A 17,140-nucleotide genomic window follows, 5' to 3' on the forward strand; every position below is an offset into this window, starting at 1 on the left:
CCCGCCGCGGCCCACAGCTCGGTCTCCGAGCCCACATTCTGGCCGAGGTCCCCGCTGGCGGGAAGCCGCCCTGGCAGCTTCCCGCCAGGCCCGCGCAACTCTCCCGCAACACAAGCGGACTGACACTTGCCGCATCGCTCGCGGGCCTCCGCGCCCCGGGCGCCACCCGCACGTGGTGCCGACGAAGAGAGGTCGCCTTGAGACCGAGACCCCGTCAAGCCCGCCGCCCCCGCCGGGCCCGCCGCACACTCCTGCCCGCCGGGCTCGCCCTCGCCCTGCTGCCCGCGGGGCTGACCGCGGCCGCCGCCCCCGCGTCGGCGGCACCGGGACCCGACCCCCGTGCGCCCCAACCGGCCGCGCACACACGGCAGTCCACCGTCACCCTCGTCACCGGCGACGAGGTCACCGTCACCCGGCTCGGCGGCGGCAAGCAGACCGTCACCGTCGACCGTCCGCGCGGCGCGAGCGGAGCCGTGCGCACGCGCGTCGTCGACGGCCGCGTCACCGTCGTACCGGACGAGGCCCGCCCGTATCTGCGCGCGGGCGTCCTGGACGAGCGCCTCTTCGACGTGTCGGAGCTGATACGTCAAGGAGTCGGAGCCCGGCAGGGAGCACAGGGGGCCGCGTCCGGTGGCCTGCCGCTCATCGTCACGTACGAGAAGGACGCCCCGGCCGCCCGCCAGGCGCCGCGCGGCACCCGCCAGGTCCGCTCGCTGCCCAGCATCCGGGGCGCCGCGCTCAAGGCGGCCCCCGGCCCGGCCTTCTGGCGGAGCGTCACCGGCGGCGGGAAGGCCCCGCGAGCCCTCGGCGGCGGCATCGCGAAGGTGTGGCTCGACGGCCGGGTCCGGGCGGACATGGCGGCCAGCAACGCCCAGATCGGCACTCCCGAGGCCTGGCAGGCCGGGCTCACCGGCAAGGGCGTGAAGGTCGCCGTCCTCGACACCGGCGTCGACGCCGACCACCCCGACCTCAAGGGCCGCGTGGGCGCCACGAAGAGCTTCATTCCCGGCGAGGAGGTCGCCGACCGGGGCGGCCACGGCACCCACGTCACCTCCACGGTCGGCGGCAGCGGCGCCGCGTCCGACGGCAAGGAGAAGGGCGTCGCGCCCGGCGCGGAGCTCGCCGTCGGCAAGGTGCTCAGCGACGAGGGCTTCGGCAGCGAGTCGCAGATCGTCGCCGGGATGGAGTGGGCCGCCAGGGACGTGGACGCCAGGATCGTGTCCCTGAGCCTCGGTTCGAGCGAGCCGAGCGACGGCACCGACCCGATGGCCGCCGCCGTCAACGCCCTCACCAAGGAGACCGGCGCCCTCTTCGTGGTCGCCGCGGGCAACACCGGCGCGCCCTCCTCCATCGGCTCGCCCGCGGCCGCCGACTCCGCGCTCACCGTCGGCGCCGTCGACTCCGCCGACGAGGCCGCGTACTTCACCAGCCAGGGCCCCCGCCACGGCGACCGTGCCCTCAAGCCGGACCTCTCCGCCCCGGGCGTGGACATCCTCGCCGCCCGCTCCCGACTGACCCCCGGCCAGGGCGACTACACCACCATGAGCGGTACGTCGATGGCGACCCCGCACGTCACCGGCGTCGCCGCGCTGCTCGCCGAGCGCCACCCCGACTGGTCGGCGCAGCGGCTCAAGGACGCCCTGATGTCCACGTCGCACGAGCTGGACGAATCCGCGTACACGCTCGGCGCGGGCCGCGTGGACGTGCCGTCCGCGATCGGCGCGAAGGTGACCGCGACCGGCGCCGCCGACCTCGGCTTCTACGCGTGGCCGTACGACGGCAACAAGCCGGTGCGCAGGGCGCTGACGTACACCAACGAGACCAACGAACCGGTGGAGTTGAGCCTCGCCGCCGAGGGAGCCGCCGACGGCGTCGTCACGCTCGCCGACAAGAAGCTCACCGTGCCCGCGCACGGCACCGCCGCCACCACCGTCACCGGCGACGGGGCGCGGGCACCCGTCGGCAACACCAGCGGCCGCGTCGTCGCGAGCGCGGGCGGCAAGCGCGTCGCGCACACCGTCTTCGGCCTGGTCAAGGAGGAGGAGCGGTACACGCTCACGCTGCGGGTCAAGGACCGCGACGGCGCCCCGACCGGCGCCGACGTCGTGGTGCACCCGCTGGCCAAGGGCGCGGACCCCACCCCGGCCGCGGTCGGCGGCTCCGGCGAGCTGAAGCTGCGGCTCAAGCCCGGCGCGTACTCGCTGTCCTCCTTCCTCGACGTGCGCGGTGCCCACGGCGCGGACTCCCTCGGCCTCGGCTTCCTCGCCGCGCCCGAGGTCACCCTCGACCGGGACCGGACCGTCACCCTCGACGCGCGCGACCTGCGGGAGGTCACCGCGAAGGTCCCGCGCCGCACCGAGACCCGGCAGCTGCTCATGGAGGCCGCCCGCACCGCGAACGGCTCCTCCTACCAGGGCGCCGTGCAGGTGCCCGTCAAGTACGACAGCGTCTTCGCGGCCCCGACCCCGAAGGTGCGGCAGGGCACTTTCGAGTACCGCACCGTCTGGCGCCTCGGCAAGCCCGTCCTCGACGTCAAGGGCGTCGGCGCGGCCGTCGCGCAGCCCGGCGGCACCGTCACCGAGGGCCGGGCCCGGCTGAAGGCCTTCGACGCCGGGGACGGCACCCCGGGCGCGTACGCGGGCAAGGACGCGCGCGGCAAGGCCGCCGTCGTGCGCCGCACCGGCGCGGCCGGGCAGCCCACGCCCGCCGCGCTCGCCCAGGCGGCCCAGGACGCGGGCGCCGAGGCGCTGTTCGTCACCGACGGCGTGCCCGGCCGCCTCAACGCCTGGTTCGGCACGGACGACAACGCGGACCGGCCCCTGACGATCGCCACGGTCGGCGCCGCCGACGGGGCGCGGCTGCTCGCCGCCGCGCGCGCGGGCCGCACGCTGGAGACGACCGGCACCCCCTATACGCCCTACGTCTACGACTTGGAGGACGGCTTCACCGGCGCCGTCCCGGACCGGCCGCTCACCTACGCGCCGGGCAAGCGCGAACTCGCCGTCGTGGACGCCGCGTTCCACGCGCCCGCGCGCAAGGCCACGCCCGGCGGGGAGTTCCGCTACTCCCTCACCGACACCTTCCCCGTCGGCCTCGGTTTCCTGGAGAAGGTCGCGTACCCCGCCGAGCGCACCGACTACGTCGCCTCCGGCAAGGGCCGCCTGTGGCACGAGACCGTGCACGCCGGGCCCGCCGCCCTGGAGCAGCGCGGCGGGCTCGTCGACTACCGGGGCGGCAAGCACACCGCGCTGAACTGGTTCAAGCCCGTCTGGCACCCGTGGCTCGGCTCCGGGCTCGGCTGGGGCCAGGAGCGCACCGGCGACGACCTGGCCTTCAACGTGCCCGGCTGGGGCGACTCCGGGCCCGACCACACCGGCTTCGGCGACGTCTGGAACGACGACTCCATGACGCAGGTCAGCGCCGTCTACGCCGACGGCGAGCTGGTCGACCGGCGGAAGAGCTCCGGCGTGTACGTCTGGGACGCCGCGCCCGAGGAGCGCACGTACAAGGTCGTGACCGACACCACGCTCTCCGCCGAGCGGTGGCGCCTGGCCACCCGGGGCCACGCCGAGTGGACCGTCCGCTCCGCCCGCACCCCCGCCGACCGCAAGACCGTCCTGCCCGTGCTGAACCTCGGCTTCGACGTCGACACCGACCTGTACGGGGACGTGCGCGGGGGCCGGACGCTGCCGGTGGGCCTCTCGGCCGCCTACGTCCGGGGCGCCGCCGCCCCGGGCGCGATTCGCTCCGCGCGCCTTGAGGTGTCCTACGACGACGGGGCGTCGTGGGCCGTTGTCCCGCTGCGGAGGGACGGGGCGTCCTGGAGTGGGAAGCTGCGGGTGCCGCGGGGTGCTGCCGCGGTGTCGCTGCGGGGCTCCGCCTCGGACGACCGGGGCGGGGCGGTCACCCAGGAGATCCTGCGGGGCGTGGGCGTGCGCTAGCCCCCTCCCCGCCCCCGCGCCGCTGGCTTGCCTTACCCCACCGCGCTACCGCGCTTGTCCTCAAACGCCGGACGGGCTGAAACACCCCGCCCGCCCGCCCCTCTTCGGGACGGGTGGGCGGGGTTCGTCGCGAAGCGGCGAAGCAGACGAGGGACGGCGTGCGAGCCGGCAGGTCGGGGCCGGGCGGGGTCACCGGGGCAGGTACGGGCGGGTGGGAGGAAGGCCCGCCGCGGTAGCGGTGGGGGCGGTTCAGCTGGGCGCGGTCAGGGCTCGCTTCAGGATCTTGCCCATGTCGTTGCGCGGGAGGGCGTCGAGGACGTGCAGGGCCCGGGGGCGCTTGTGGGGGGCGAGCCGGTCCGCCACGTGGGCGGCGAGCTCGTCGAGGGACGGCACCCGGCCGGGGTCCGCGGGGACGATCCACGCGACGACCCGCTCGCCCAGGTCGAGGTCGGCCTCCCCGGTGACGGCGGCCTCCCGCACCCCGTCGTGTTCGAGGAGCGCGTTCTCGATCTCCCCGGCTCCGATCTTGTACCCGCCGCTCTTGATGAGGTCGGTCGCCTTGCGCCCCACGATGCGGACGTACCCGTCGGGCTCCCGCACGGCCATGTCGCCGGTCCGGAACCACCCGCCGTCGGCGAACGCGGCCGCCGTGGCGTCGGGCCGGTTGAGGTACTCGGTGAAGAGGTTCGGCCCGCGCACCTGGATCTCGCCGACGGCGTCGGGCTCCGCGGGGACCTCCCGGTCGGCCTCGTCGACGAGGCGGAGTTCGACGCCGGGCAGCGGCACGCCCACGGTGCCCGCGCGGGCCTCGCCGTCCGCGCGGACGCTGGTGTTCATGAGCGTCTCGGTCATGCCGTACCGCTCGATGACGCGCCGCCCCGTGGCCGACGCGATCCGCTCGTGGTCGTGCACGGGCAGCGCCGCCGAGCCCGAGACCAGGAGCCGCGCGCCCGCGAGGGCCTTGACCAGGCTGGGCTCGTCGGGCAGCGCCTCCGCGACGCGGTGGTACATCGTGGGCACGCCGAAGAGCATCGTGGCCCCCGAGGCCAGCTCCCGGGCGACGCCGTCCGTGCTGAACCGGCCCAGGTGGCGCAGCGATCCGCCGCGCCGCAGCGGCCCGAGGACGCCGAGGATCAGGCCGTGCACGTGGAACAGCGGCAGGCCGTGCACCAGGACGTCGTCGCCGGTCCACTGCCAGGCGTCGGCGAGCGCGTCGAGGGTGGCGGCGAGCGCGCTCCGGGGCAGTACCACGCCCTTGGGCGGGCCCGTCGTACCGGAGGTGTAGACGACGAGGGCGGGGGCGTCGGGGGACACCGCGCGGGGCGTGGCGGGCGCGGGCCCGGCCGCCGCCGGGTCCACGTCGACGCGGTCAAGTCCCGCGAGGGCCGCGGGCAGTTCGTCGCCGGGGGCCGCGAGCACCAGGGACGGCGCGCTGTCCCCGACGATGTGCCCCAGCTCCTTCTCGCCCGACTTGGGGTTGAGCGGCACCGCGGGCACCCCGGCGAGCAGGGCCGCCACCACGCCGACGGCGGTCTCCAGGCTGGGGGTCGCCCAGACGGCCACGCGGGCCGCGCCCGCGTCGACGAGCCGGTCGGCCAACGCGCCCGCCGCCGCGCCGAGCCCGGCGTAGCTCAGGGCCCGGTCCCCGAACCGCAGGGCCGGGGCGTCGCCCGGCGCCGTCAGGGCGGGGATGAGGGGTTCGGGTTCCACGAGTCGTCCTCCGTATGTACTCAGCGTGTGCGCGGCGGCTTGCTGAGGGCGTGCCGCCGCCCGCGTCACGATCACTTCCCCCGGCAAACCTATCCACCTCCCCGCCGCCCCAAGCCCCCGGCCACGGGCCGGGAGAAATGCGCTTTCCCGGTGGGGGAGGTGCGGGTTAGCCTGCGGCTTCCGTCGTCCGGCTCCATGGTGCCCGCCCCGGGCCCCCGTACCCGAGGAGAGCGCCCGTGGCCCTCGCCGTCGCCCTTGCCACCTTCCGGCCCCAGGACCACATCGGCGCCGTGGACCGCGACCTGCCGGACCTCGCGCGGGCCGTCGGCGCGGCGGGCGCCACCACGCGAGTCGCGTACTGGGACGACCCGGACGTCGACTGGGGCGCGTACGACCTCGTCCTCATACGCTCGACCTGGGACTACATCGAGCACGTCGCCGAGTTCACGGCCTGGGCCGAGCGCGTCGCCGCGGCCACGCGGCTCGCCAACCCGGCGGACGTCGTGCGCTGGAACGCCGACAAGCGGTACCTGGGCGAGCTGACGGCGGCCGGGGTGCCGACCGTGCCGACGGCGTACGCGGCCCCGGGGTCCGGCGCGGAACCGGACCTGCCCGCGGGCGAGTTCGTCATCAAGCCCACCGTCGGCGGCGGCTCCCACCTCGCGGGGCGCTACGGCCCCGGCGAGCACGCGGCCGCGCGCGCCCACCTCGCCCGGCTGGCCGCCGAGGGCCTCACCGCGATGGTGCAGCCCTACATGAGCCGGATCGACACCACCGGCGAGCGCGCCTTGATCTTCTTCGGCGGCCACTACCGGCACGCCATCCGCAAGGGCGCCGTCCTCACCCCGGGCACCGCGTACGACGCCGACAAGACCTCGCACCCCGACGTCCGCGCCTGGCGGCCCACCGACGCCGAACTCGCCCTCGCCGAGCGCGCCCTGGCCGCCGTGCCCGGCGCCCCCGAGCTGCTGTACGCCCGCGTGGACCTGGTCGACGGCGACGACGGTACGCCGCACGTCATGGAGCTGGAGCTGATCGAGCCGAACCTGTTCCTCGACGTCCACCCGGAGTCCCTGCCGGTGGTCGCGGAGCTGATCGTGAAGGCGGCCGGGCAGTGACCAGACCCTAGGGGCCCTCGGGGTACGAGACCCGCTGCAACAGGCCCCAGGTGAACTCCGCCACGCACGCCCGCGGCCGCCCGGTCTCCCCGTCCGCGGCGCTGAACGCGAGCCGCCACCGCGTCGGCGCCGTGCCCTCCATCGGCCGCGCGGGGGCGAAGGCGCGGGCGGCCTCGTCGACCGTGCAGGACCAGGGCGTGAGGTCGGCGAGCGTGCGCAGGGCCGGGGGTGCGGCGCCGGGGGCCCGCACCAGCCACTCGTTCCAGACGGCGTTGCGCGGCCCGAGCAGCACCTCGAAGCGCAGGTCGGGCCAGAGCGGCACCGGCCACAGCAGGGCCTCGCACTCCAGGTCGCCGATGGTGCGCCGGGCGGTGGCCGCGGGCTCGCCGAGCACCGAGCGGTACCGGGAGACGGCGGCCCGTGACCGCGGGGAGCGCACCATCGCCTGCCAGCGCCGGTTGGCCTCGCGCATCTCGCCGATGGAGGCGCCGAGGGCGTGCCGGGCGTCCTCGACGAGGTCCGGGTTGTGGTCGGCCATGCGGCGCAGCAGCACCAGCTGGAAGTCCAGCGGGGTGAAGGGCGCGGAGGGACTTGAGGGCATGGGACCCATCGTGGCCCATCGCCCGGCCGGGGGTGGACGGCCCCTCCGCGCCCCGGCTTCAGGGAGCGGTCTGCGTCAGGAGCCGCTCGTGCTCCTCCTCGGTGACCTGCTCGCCGGAGGACGGAAGGAGCTGCGGGATGCCGTCGACGATGGGGTAGCGGCGGCGCAGGCGCGGGTTGTACAGGGCCTGGTCCGCCTCCGCAGGGCCGGACCGCTCGGGCAGCACGAGCACCAGCGGCCCCTTGTCCAGCGGGCAGGCGAGGATCTTCAGGAGGGGGTCGTCGGGGTTCATCCTGAGGTGAGCTCCTTGGGAGGCGTGGGGGTGTGGGCGGCGGGCGGCGCGTCGTGCTTGGGCATGACGAGCAGGACGGTCACGGCCAGGGCCGTGCCCGCGACGCGCAGCGCGAGGCGCGCCGGGTCGTGGGGCAGCGCCTCGCCGAACGCGAGCGTGCCGAGCACCGCGGTGAACAGGCTCGTCACCGTCGTGCACACCGGTACGATCAGCGAGGCCCGGCACCGCTGGAGCGCCGCCTGCGACATGACCAGGCCGAACGCGCCGGTGAACAGCAGCAGATAGGGGTAGGGCGAGCGCAGCAGGTCGAGGAGCGCGCCGCCGATGTCGTGCGTCGTCAGCGAGCTGGAGACGCCCTTGATGGCCAGCGAGCTGACGCCGTACAGCAGGCCGACGGCGACGCCGTACTCCACGCCGGACGTCGGCTGCCGGTGCTGTTGTCCGGCCCGGCGCTCGCCGTTCGCGTACAGCCAGACGCCGAGGGCGAGCGACGGCAGGCTGACCAGCAGGACCAGGGCCACCGGGGCGTCCTTGCCCACGGTGTCGGCGCCCTCGTCGAGGGAGAGCACCACCATGAGCAGCGCGACCAGGATCGCGCCGACGGCGATGCGCTCGCGCCCCGAGGTCCGCTCGCCGAGCAGCCGCGAGGACAGCAGCAGGAGCAGGACGAGGCCGGAGACGAAGATGCCCTGGGCGGCGGCGATCGGCAGCGTACGGTAGACGGCGAGCTGCGCGCCGAAGCCCGCCGCGAGCGCGAGGGAGCCGCCGAGCCACAGCGGGCTGGAGACGACCTGCCCGAGCAGCCGCAGCGGCGCCCGCACGCTCACCGACGGCATCGCGGACAGGGCCCGCTTCTCCAGGACGAAACCGGTGCTGTAGAGGACGTTCGCGAGCAGCGCCGCCACCACACCCACCCACATGGGCCTCAGGCCCTTCGGGCGTGCAGCAGCAGGATCGAGGCGGCGCCAGGCACGGCGCAGGCGAGCCGGTCCAGGGCCCGCAGCGGCCGGGGCACGCCGTGGAAGGGCGCGCCCGCGAGCCGGACCACGTCGAAGCCGGAGGCCGCCACGAACTCCTTGAGCGCGCGTGCGGTGTACAGGCGCAGGTGCCCGACGACCTCGCGCCCCGGGCGGCCGTGGATGGCGCGCAGGCTCACCTCGGAGAACACCGGCTGCACCCCGGCGAGCAGCAGGCCGCGGTTGTACCAGGCGGCGAGGTTCGGCGTGGACAGCATGAGGTGGCCGCCGGGGCGCAGCACGCGGCGCAGCTCGTCGAGCGCGGCGTCGGGGTCGACGAGGTGCTCGACGACCTCGCTGAACAGCACCGCGTCCACGGTCCCGGACGCGAACGGAAGGCCGCCGTCGGTGAGTTCGCCACGCACGACGTACGGCAGGTGGCCGCTCGCGCGGCGCAGCGCGTCCTGGGACCAGTCCACGCCGACGACGCGGTGCCCGGCGAGCAGGGGCGCGGCGACCCGGGCGGCGGAGCCGTCGCCGCAGCCCACGTCGAGGACCACGCGGGCGCCGCGCGTGGCGGGCCCGAGCGCGGCGGCGAGCATCCGGGCCTGCCGCAGGCTGCGGGCGTCACCGGAGGCGACGGGGACGGCCGGGTTCTCGTAGAAGTCCCGCAGGCCGCGCGGGCGTTCGGGCGCGGGCCGCGCCGCGGCCCCGGTCGTGCCGGTCGTCGTCATGGGGCGGGTTCCTCCTCGGTGACGTGGAGGTAGTGCTCGAAGAGGTCGCGCAGATGGGCGCCGTCGCCGTGGCCGAGCAGCGTCCGGGACCAGCGCAGGGCCAGGTGCAGGCGGCCCCCGGTGGAGGCGGTGGTCACGGTCAGGCCGCGCGGCATGCGGGCGGGCGCCGAGAACCACACCGCGTGCGCCGCCCCGGCGTCCCCGAAGTCGAGCGCGTACGGGATCCGGCCGATGTTGCTCAGCAGCGTCGTCGACGTCCACGGCGCGGCGGCCCTGCGCAGCCCCCGGGTGACGGCCGCCCGCACCCCGACCGGCAGGACCGGCGCGGTGAGCAGCGTCGCGCCGTGGCCGAGCTGCGGCCGGGAGAGGGCCTTGAGGGCCCGGGTGCGGTCGGAGGTGCGGCGCAGGAGCGTACGGACGTCCTCGGGGCGCGGTTCGGTGTCGAGGAGCGGGGTCAGCTCGTCGGCGCCGAAGGGGACTTCGACGAGCCGGGTGCCGTTGCCGATGGGCATCGACATGTCGCGGGGGCGGTCGTCCACCGGCATGGTGATGCGCAACGGCCGCGGCTTCGCCCCGTGTTCGCGGTTCCAGTGGGCGATCATCAGGGCGGTCGCGATCATCAGCTGGTCGTTGACGGTGAACGGCGAGCCCTTGGGGCGGCGCGGCACCGGCAGCTCCGCGACCAGCATGCCGTTGCCGGGCGAGGGCTCGGGGGCGCCGTGGGCCACGCGGGCGGGCGGGGCCCACGGCGAGGGCAGCTCCGGCGCGTCCGCGGCCGGGGCGGTCGCGGGCGTGCGCGTCGGGGGCGCGGCGGGCGCGTTGTCCCGGCCCCCGTACAGCTCGGCGGCCGTGGCGAGGACGCGCAGACAGGCCGGGCCGTCCAGGGCGGTGTGGTTGATGGTGAGGAACAGGACGCTGGCCGCCCCGCTCCCCTCCGGCGCGGCGACGACCTCCAGGCGCACCGGCGGGGACGCGGTCAGCGGCGGCGCGTCGCACAGCGCCCGCTCCCGGGCCCGCCGCAGGCCGTCCGCCCGGGCCTCGGGGAAGGAGACGGCCTCCACGTCGGGGCCGTCGGTCAGCTCCCACTCGTAGCGGCGCCGGTACCAGGCGCCGCGCGCCTCGCGCATGAGGATGCGCGGATGGCGGCGCAGCGCCTCGGTGAAGGCCGCCCGCAGCCGGTCCGGGTCCGGGGCGCCCGGCAGGTGCACCTCGATGTGGACGGTCTCCGGCTCCTCCTCCTGGAGGCAGTGCCGGGCGACCTCGTCGACGACGGGGAACGGCACCCGGCGCCGCGGACGGCCGGGGCCGTCCGCGCGCCGTGCCGGGTGTTCCAGCGCGGTCATGCCTGGTGGTCCTCTCCTTGCTCCGTGCCGTCGCCGGACTTCCGCTCGCGGTGCGGCAGCGGCGGCGCCCCCGGGCCGCGGTCGGGGCCGAGCGGCAGCGTCGTCGCGGACGGGTCGCTGTCCGACGGCCCGGCGGGCCGCGCGGCCGGGCCCGGCGCGGGCTTCGCGAGCGGGTCACCGCCCGGGGGAGTCCCGGCATCGGCGCCCGGCCCGGCCGCGGGTGGCCGCGGCGATCCCGCGGGCGGCGCGGCCTGAGCGGGCACGGTCGCTCCGCCCGGGCCCGCGGCCCCCGCCGGGGCGGCATCGCGCACCGCCACCAGGGCCGCGAACAGGCCGATGAACGCCATGATCTGGGCCGCGTGCCCGAAGGCCCCCTCGTCCGCGGCGACCGTCTCCCCGGCACCGACGGCGGCGGCGATCCCCGCCCCGGCGAGCGCGACGAAGGCCAGCGGCGCGAGCAGCTGGTGCCGCCGCCACGCGAGCACCGCGAGGGCGGGCACGAGCAGCGCGAACCAGCCCGCGACGACCACGGCCACCAGGGTCAGGGCCACCGTGCCGAGGACCGCGCCGGGCGCGGGCGGCGCCACGTCGGGGCCGTCCGGGTTGGCGTCCTTGCGGCGCACGAACACCAGCACCACGAGCGCGAGGACGCCGACGCCACCGCCGATGAGCCCGGCCTCGTACGCCGTGGACGGCTCGTAGCTGAGCTTGACGGTGCCGCCCTCGCCCGCCGGGATCAGCCAGCCCTGCTGCCAGCCGTCGAGCCGCACCTCGCGCAGCTCCTCGCCGTTCAGGGTGGCCTTCCAGCCGTCGTTGACGTTCTCGTACGTGGTGAGGTACGAGGCCGCGCCGTCCCCGACGGCGAGCTCGCGCCGGTCGCCAAGCCAGTCCTTGACGCGCAGGTCGCGCGCGGTGGTGTCGAGGTTGCCGGGCGTGCCGCGCGTCAGCGTGACGTCGGTGAGCTTGAGCGGGCCCGCGTCACCGGCCTCCACGGTGTGCTCGCCCGCGCCCAGGTTCACCTCGGGCCGGGGCTTCGGCCGCCGTTCGCCGCGCTCGCACAGCGTGACCTCGACGGGCCGCCGCTGCACGAGGTCGCGCACGGTGCCCTTCACGGAGGTCGGGTACAGCTTGCCGTCGACGGCCACCTCGGGGCCCTGGCCGCAGGCGAGTTCGAAGGTGCGCCCGGCCCGCGGCTGCTTGGTGCGGTACTGGTCGAGCGCCGGGATGTACGCCTCGGTCAGGCCCACCGGCAGCTGGAGCTTCTTGTCCGCGACCGGGTTGTGCAGGGTCAGCGGCGCGGTCTTGGTGATGGTGATGTCGAGCCGGTCGGTGGTGATCGGCGTGAAGCGCGCCATGCCGTTCTCGTCGACACCGGCGACCGCCGCGCCGTCCGGCGAGCTGATCTCGATCTTCTCGGCGCGCGTCGACAGACCGCCCGCGGGCGGCAGGACGATCTCACCGACGGGCACCTTCCCGGGCCAGCGCAGATGGATCACCGGGCTGTCCCCGGCGATCCACGCGGTGGTCAGGTCGCCGTCCGTCAGATTGCGCGCGGACAGGCCCGTGCCGAGGCCGGACGTGGAGTCGGCGCTGGCGCGGATCTGCTGGCGCTGGTCGGGAGCCACGTCGTAGAGCAGCTCGTCGAGCGCGGACCCGGGCGTGGCGACGGCGCTCATCCGCACGTCGTACGTGTCCTGCCCCTCGGTCGTGAACCGGCGGTGCAGGCCCGGCTCGGAGGTCACCGGCGACAGGCCGCTGAGGTCGGCCGAGCGGTGCATGGAGTACGTCGTCGCGTCGGCGTCGGCGCCCTCCGTGCCCTTCACGTCGTTGGGCATCCGCAGCAGCTTGGTCACCTGGACGCCGGGGATGCTGATCTCCGCGAACCCGGCGCCGGTCAGGCCCTCCGTCGCCACCTGGGAGTCCAGGATGGTGATCTTGATCCAGTCGGTGTCGCCCGGCACGGCGGCGACGCGCTGCGTCGTGCCGTTGGCCTTGAGGAACGACTCCTTCTCGCCCTTCTCGGTCTCGACCCGCACCCGCGTCGGGGCCGCCCGCACCCCGTCCTGGGGCAGCGGCCTCACCTTGAACGAGGCCGGGACGTGCGTCTTCTTCCGGAACTCCGCCTTGATCCACTCGCCGTCGGGGCTGCCCGGGTTGCCTTCCGTCCAGGCCGTGTCGGGGTTGCCGTCGAAGGCGTTCACGGGGTCGTACTGCGGCAGGTGGAAGAGCCAGTTGCCGTAGGAGGACGCCGTCACCGACTTCGCGCCGCGCAGCTCCGCCGTCGTCTGGTGCTCGATCCCCTTGGTCGGCAGGATCTGGTGCGGCTTCTTGCCCGGATCCTGGAGCGCGTCCGGCGCGTTCCGCTCGTCGCGGGTGTACGTGTACGAGGTGTTGGTGTTGACCAGGCCGAACCGCGTGTCCGCGCGCCGCAGGCCGTCACCGACCGCCTGGAGCCCGGGCGCGGACCCGAGGCCGGGGTGGTTGTCCCCGGTCAGGACCACCGGGCGGTCGCGCAGCTGGGGATCGGCGGACAGCGGGAGCAGTGCCTCCGGGCCGCCGCTGACGACGGCCGTGTTGGACACCGGCTTCAGGCCCGCCTGGCCCGGCCGCGGGGTGTCCTTGCCCGGCGTGTAGATCTCCACCGCGCGCTGGCGCGGGTAGAGGCCCTCGACCTGCACGGGCGTGTCGTTCGCGATGCGGCCGCCGGTCTGGGTGGGGCCGAAGCCGGTCACCCGCGTATAGCCGGACTGCTCCAGGGTGCGCTTGACGGTCGCCGTCGGGACGTGGCCGATCTGGTCCGGGTCGAGGTCGTTGCGCACGACCACGTAGTACAGGCCCGCCCGCGTCAAGTAGTCCTTGAGGCCCGGGACTTGACTGCCCGTCATCAGGGCCTGCTCGACGGCGTCCATGGCGCGCCGGTTGCCGGGCGTGCCGAAGGGCACGTAGTCGCGCTGGGCCCAGCGCGACTCCGCCCGCACGTCCAGGGGCTGGTCGATCGGGGAGCCCCAGGTGTAGATGCCGTGCGCGGACGCGGGCACCACCAGGGCGCGCGAGTCCGGCGAGTACTTGTCCAGCCAGTCGGCCGTGGCCTGCCAGTGGTTCGGCAGCTTCTTGAACGAACCGGGCTGCAGGATCGAGCCGTTGAGGTACGGCCACAGCAGACCGGGAAGGACCAGGACGGCCGCGATCAGGGGCGCGTACCGCCGCCCGGGCAGGGCCCGCGCGCCGCGCGCGGGGCCCACCACGCCCGCCAGGTGCGCGAGACCGAGGGCGAGGGCGAGCGCGAGGCCCGTCTGGAACTTGTAGATGTTGCGGAACGGCACCAGCCAGCCGTTCAGCCAGTCCTGCACCGTGCCGTGGAAGAGTGCCCCGGAGGCGCCGCCGTACCCGGCGAGCAGGACCAGGGCGGTGGAGAGGACCGTCAGGGTCAGCCAGCGCCGCTCCGGCAGGTCGCGGCGGGCGAGCCCGGCGAGCCCGAGCCCGGCCGCGAGCGCCGAGCACACGACGGTGACCACGGAGGTCGCCACCGTCCAGCCCGCGGGCAGCCAGGCGTCGCCGAAGTGCAGGTACGCCACCCAGTTCCCGGCGCCGCGCAGCGCCTCGGTGGCCGACATGGTGCCGGTCGTGGTGGCCGCGTTCTCCACGTACGGAAGGAAGTTCTCGCCGTAGATGCCGAGCAGCAGCAGCGGCACCACCCACCAGGCGGTGGCGAGGATGACGCCCGGCACCCACCAGACGATGAGCTTGCGCTTGCGCGGCCCGTTCGGGCGCGAGAGCAGGTACAGCGCGACGGGAAGCAGCGAGGCCAGCGTGGACGCCGCGTTCACGCCGCCCATGAACGGAATGACGAGCGCCGAGCGGAACGCCGCGATCCGCGCGGTCACGCGGTCGTTGGTGAGCGGAAGCAGCACCCACGGCAGGAAGGCCCCGGGCAGCGCCGCCGCCGACGTCGAGCCGATGACCACGGTGAACGTCGGCCACAGCGCGTACACCACCGCGCCGAGCAGCCGTGAGCCGCGGCTGCCGATGCCGAGCCGCTCGGCGAGCCGCAGCGCGCCCCAGAACGCGGCCGTCACGATCAGCGAGAACCACAGCCGCTCCGCGATCCACACCGGCAGCTGGAGCAGGTCGGTGAGCGCGTAGTACGGCAACATCGGGAAGGCGTACCCGATGTACTGGTCCTGGAGGCCCCCGAAGCCGCCCCGGTCGTGCCACAGCTGACCGAGGTCGGACAGGAACTGCCATGGATCGACGGCGACACCCAGCTTGGTGTCGAACGTCATCCGCCCCGGCTTCACCGCGAGGAAGCACACGAACGTGACGGCCCAGAACCCGACGGGCCAGCGCCGCCGGTGCGGGCCGTGCTCGGGTTCGGGCCGGCGCGCCGTCGGCCGCGTCGCGGCCGGGGGAGGGGCCTGGACCGTTGTGGTCATGGACACCGCCTGAGGATGAGGAGAAGGTTCCAGGTCGTGAACTCGCGCACGCCCGGTACCTTCGCCACGGACTCGGCGAGGAACGGCCAGTAGCGCGAGCGCGCCGAGACGACGGTGACGTCGTCGCGCGCCCGCACCTGTCTGAGCGTGGGTCCTATGTGGTGCGCGAAGAGATTGACGCCGAGCGTGTGCTTGGCGGGCGTGCCGGTGCGCCGCTCGTAGCGGACGCGGGCGCGCTCGGCGCCCAGGTAGTGCCAGGGCGCCCACTCGTGGCCGCCCCAGGGGGACAGCCAGTTCGTGAACGCCACGTAGATGAGTCCGCCGGGCCGGGTGACCCGGACCAGCTCGCTGAGGAACGTCTCCGGGTCGGCGACGTGCTCCAGGACGTTGGAGGAGAACGTGACGTCGGCGGCGCCGGTCGCCACGGGCAGCAGATAGCCGTCCGCGACCACCGCGCCCTCGGGCGGCTTGGCGCCGCTCGCGTCCCGCGCGCCGAGCTCTTGCAGGTCGGGCTCGAAGAGGAACGCCTGCGCGCCGCGTCTGCGGAACTCCTCGGTGAAGTAGCCCGCGCCGCCGCCGACGTCCACGACCACCTTGCCGTTGACGGGCAGATACCGCTCGACCTGGTCGGCGGCGTCGCGGGCGAGCAGCGCGTAGCAGCGCTCCGGTTCCTGCCGCTCCCGCAGGAAGGCCCGGAACAGGGTCGCGGAGCGGCGCAGCGAGGGATCCTTCACCCGGACCCCTCGGCGGACGACGGGGCGGGCTCGTGCGCGGCGACCGCCTCGGCGGCCACCGCGGCGAACTGCCGCACCGTGTTGGCCCAGCGGAACTGCGCGGCGCGCTCGGCCGCGGCCTTGCCGAACGCCCGGCGCCGCTCGGTGGAGAGCGCGAGCGTGCACCAGGCGGCGGCGAAGGAGCTCTCGCCGCCCGCGAGCAGGCCGGTCACGCCGTCCTCGACGGAGTCCCGTACGCCGGGTACGTCGAAGCCGATCGCGGGCGTGCCGCGCACCGCGGCCTCGGTGATGACCAGGCCCCAGCCCTCGACGGCGGAGGGGTGCAGGAGCAGCCAGGCGGCGCACAGCAGCCGGTGCTTCTCGGCCTCGGAGACGTGCCCGGTGAACTGCACGTCCGGGCCCGCCATCCGCTCCAGGCGGGCCCGCTCGGGGCCCTCGCCGACGATGACGAGCCGCCCGCCGGTGACCGGGCGGACCCGCTCCCACAGGCGCAGGAGCAGATCGACGCGCTTGTACTCGACGAGGCGGCCCATGGCGAGGAAGAGCGGTTCGTCGGAGCGCTCGTGCAGCGGCCCCGGCTCCTCCACGCCGTTGTGCACGACCCGGATGCGGTCGCGGTCGACGCCGAGGTCGCGCAGGGCGGTGGCCGTCGAGGGCGAGACGGCGACCAGGAGGTTGCCGCGCTGGGCGCCCGCGAGCGCCCAGTGTTCGAGCCTGCGCCCGAGCCGGGCGGCCGGGGCGAGGGGGCCCTGGAAGCGCATCGCCCACAGCTCGGTGTGGACGTGGTTGACCAGGCAGAGGGTGGGGCCGCGGTGCCACAGGGGCGCCAGGTACGGCATGCCGTTGCACACCTCGACCAGCAGGTCGCTGCCGCCGATCTGGCGGCGGTAGGCCGAGCGGGCGCGCAGGTAGTGGCCCAGGTCGCCGCCCGCGGACACCACGCGGTAGTCGCGGTAGGCGGCGGGGCCGCCGCACAGCAGGGTGACCTGGTGACCCCCGCGGGTCAGCCCGTCGGCCAGGCGGTCGACGAGGAGTTCGGAGCCGCCTGCCGCGGGGTTGCCGAGATCGCGGCGGGCGAGGAAGGCGATCCGGCGCGGCTGCGGGGGAAGCGCCGGCAGGAGCCGCGCGGGCCGCTGGGCGGCGGGGCGCAGCGACGACGGCACGTGCTGGGGCATGGGGTGCTCCAACTCGTCTCAGGGTGCGGAACTGTGGGGGGATCGGACGGCGGTGCGGTGGCGCTCTTCCTCGCTGTGGTGGCGGACGGGTGGTGCTCGGCGG

The 17,140-nt window shown here is 75.4% G+C and carries 11 protein-coding genes; 2 read left to right on the forward strand and 9 right to left on the reverse strand.

Going from position 1 to position 17,140, the window contains the following annotated elements:
- Positions 1 to 197: 197 nt before the first annotated feature.
- The gene (locus ACIG3E_RS09995) at positions 198 to 3,941 is read left to right on the forward strand and encodes a S8 family serine peptidase (RefSeq protein ID WP_399613597.1); all 3,744 of its coding nucleotides are present in this window, start codon (positions 198 to 200) and stop codon (positions 3,939 to 3,941) included.
- Positions 3,942 to 4,190: 249 nt separating this feature from the next.
- Here the strand turns inward: ACIG3E_RS09995 and ACIG3E_RS10000 are convergent, their stop codons facing one another.
- On the reverse strand, positions 4,191 to 5,651 hold the full coding sequence (locus ACIG3E_RS10000) for an acyl-CoA synthetase (protein WP_399613599.1): 1,461 nt from the start codon (positions 5,649 to 5,651) through the stop codon (positions 4,191 to 4,193).
- Between the two features lie 236 nt (positions 5,652 to 5,887).
- On the opposite strand from ACIG3E_RS10000, the gene ACIG3E_RS10005 reads away from it, so the two are divergent.
- Positions 5,888 to 6,769, forward strand: a complete 882-nt coding sequence (locus tag ACIG3E_RS10005; protein WP_399613601.1) for a hypothetical protein — start codon at positions 5,888 to 5,890, stop codon at positions 6,767 to 6,769.
- Between the two features lie 7 nt (positions 6,770 to 6,776).
- Here ACIG3E_RS10005 and ACIG3E_RS10010 read toward each other — a convergent pair whose 3' ends face one another.
- The 8 genes from ACIG3E_RS10010 to ACIG3E_RS10045 are packed head-to-tail and all read right to left on the reverse strand — an operon-like array spanning position 6,777 to position 17,037.
- A complete protein-coding gene (locus ACIG3E_RS10010) occupies positions 6,777 to 7,370 on the reverse strand; it encodes a hypothetical protein (RefSeq protein ID WP_399613604.1) in 594 nt (197 codons plus the stop codon).
- 58 nt (positions 7,371 to 7,428) lie between these two features.
- Positions 7,429 to 7,662, reverse strand: a complete 234-nt coding sequence (locus tag ACIG3E_RS10015; RefSeq protein ID WP_399613606.1) for a Trm112 family protein — start codon at positions 7,660 to 7,662, stop codon at positions 7,429 to 7,431.
- Positions 7,659 to 8,570, reverse strand: coding sequence for a hypothetical protein (locus ACIG3E_RS10020; RefSeq protein WP_399614787.1), 912 nt, complete (start codon positions 8,568 to 8,570; stop codon positions 7,659 to 7,661). The genes ACIG3E_RS10015 and ACIG3E_RS10020 overlap by 4 nt, the downstream gene beginning before the upstream one ends.
- Before the next feature lie 17 nt (positions 8,571 to 8,587).
- Positions 8,588 to 9,352, reverse strand: coding sequence for a class I SAM-dependent methyltransferase (locus tag ACIG3E_RS10025; RefSeq protein ID WP_399613608.1), 765 nt, complete (start codon positions 9,350 to 9,352; stop codon positions 8,588 to 8,590).
- The gene (locus ACIG3E_RS10030) at positions 9,349 to 10,695 is read right to left on the reverse strand and encodes a condensation protein (RefSeq protein WP_399613610.1); all 1,347 of its coding nucleotides are present in this window, start codon (positions 10,693 to 10,695) and stop codon (positions 9,349 to 9,351) included. The genes ACIG3E_RS10025 and ACIG3E_RS10030 overlap by 4 nt, the downstream gene beginning before the upstream one ends.
- Entirely contained in the window at positions 10,692 to 15,128 is a 4,437-nt protein-coding gene (locus ACIG3E_RS10035) for an alpha-(1->3)-arabinofuranosyltransferase (RefSeq protein WP_399613612.1), read from the reverse strand. Before ACIG3E_RS10035 ends, ACIG3E_RS10030 begins: the two co-directional genes overlap by 4 nt.
- Complete coding sequence (locus ACIG3E_RS10040; RefSeq protein WP_399613614.1) at positions 15,125 to 15,862, reverse strand: class I SAM-dependent methyltransferase; 738 nt, start codon at positions 15,860 to 15,862, stop codon at positions 15,125 to 15,127. The genes ACIG3E_RS10035 and ACIG3E_RS10040 overlap by 4 nt, the downstream gene beginning before the upstream one ends.
- Positions 15,859 to 17,037, reverse strand: coding sequence for a glycosyltransferase family 4 protein (locus tag ACIG3E_RS10045; protein WP_399613617.1), 1,179 nt, complete (start codon positions 17,035 to 17,037; stop codon positions 15,859 to 15,861). The genes ACIG3E_RS10040 and ACIG3E_RS10045 overlap by 4 nt, the downstream gene beginning before the upstream one ends.
- Positions 17,038 to 17,140: the final 103 nt, after the last annotated feature.

This window comes from Streptomyces sp. NPDC053474, from assembly GCF_044544845.1.
Taxonomy (GTDB): Bacteria; Actinomycetota; Actinomycetes; order Streptomycetales; family Streptomycetaceae; genus Streptomyces.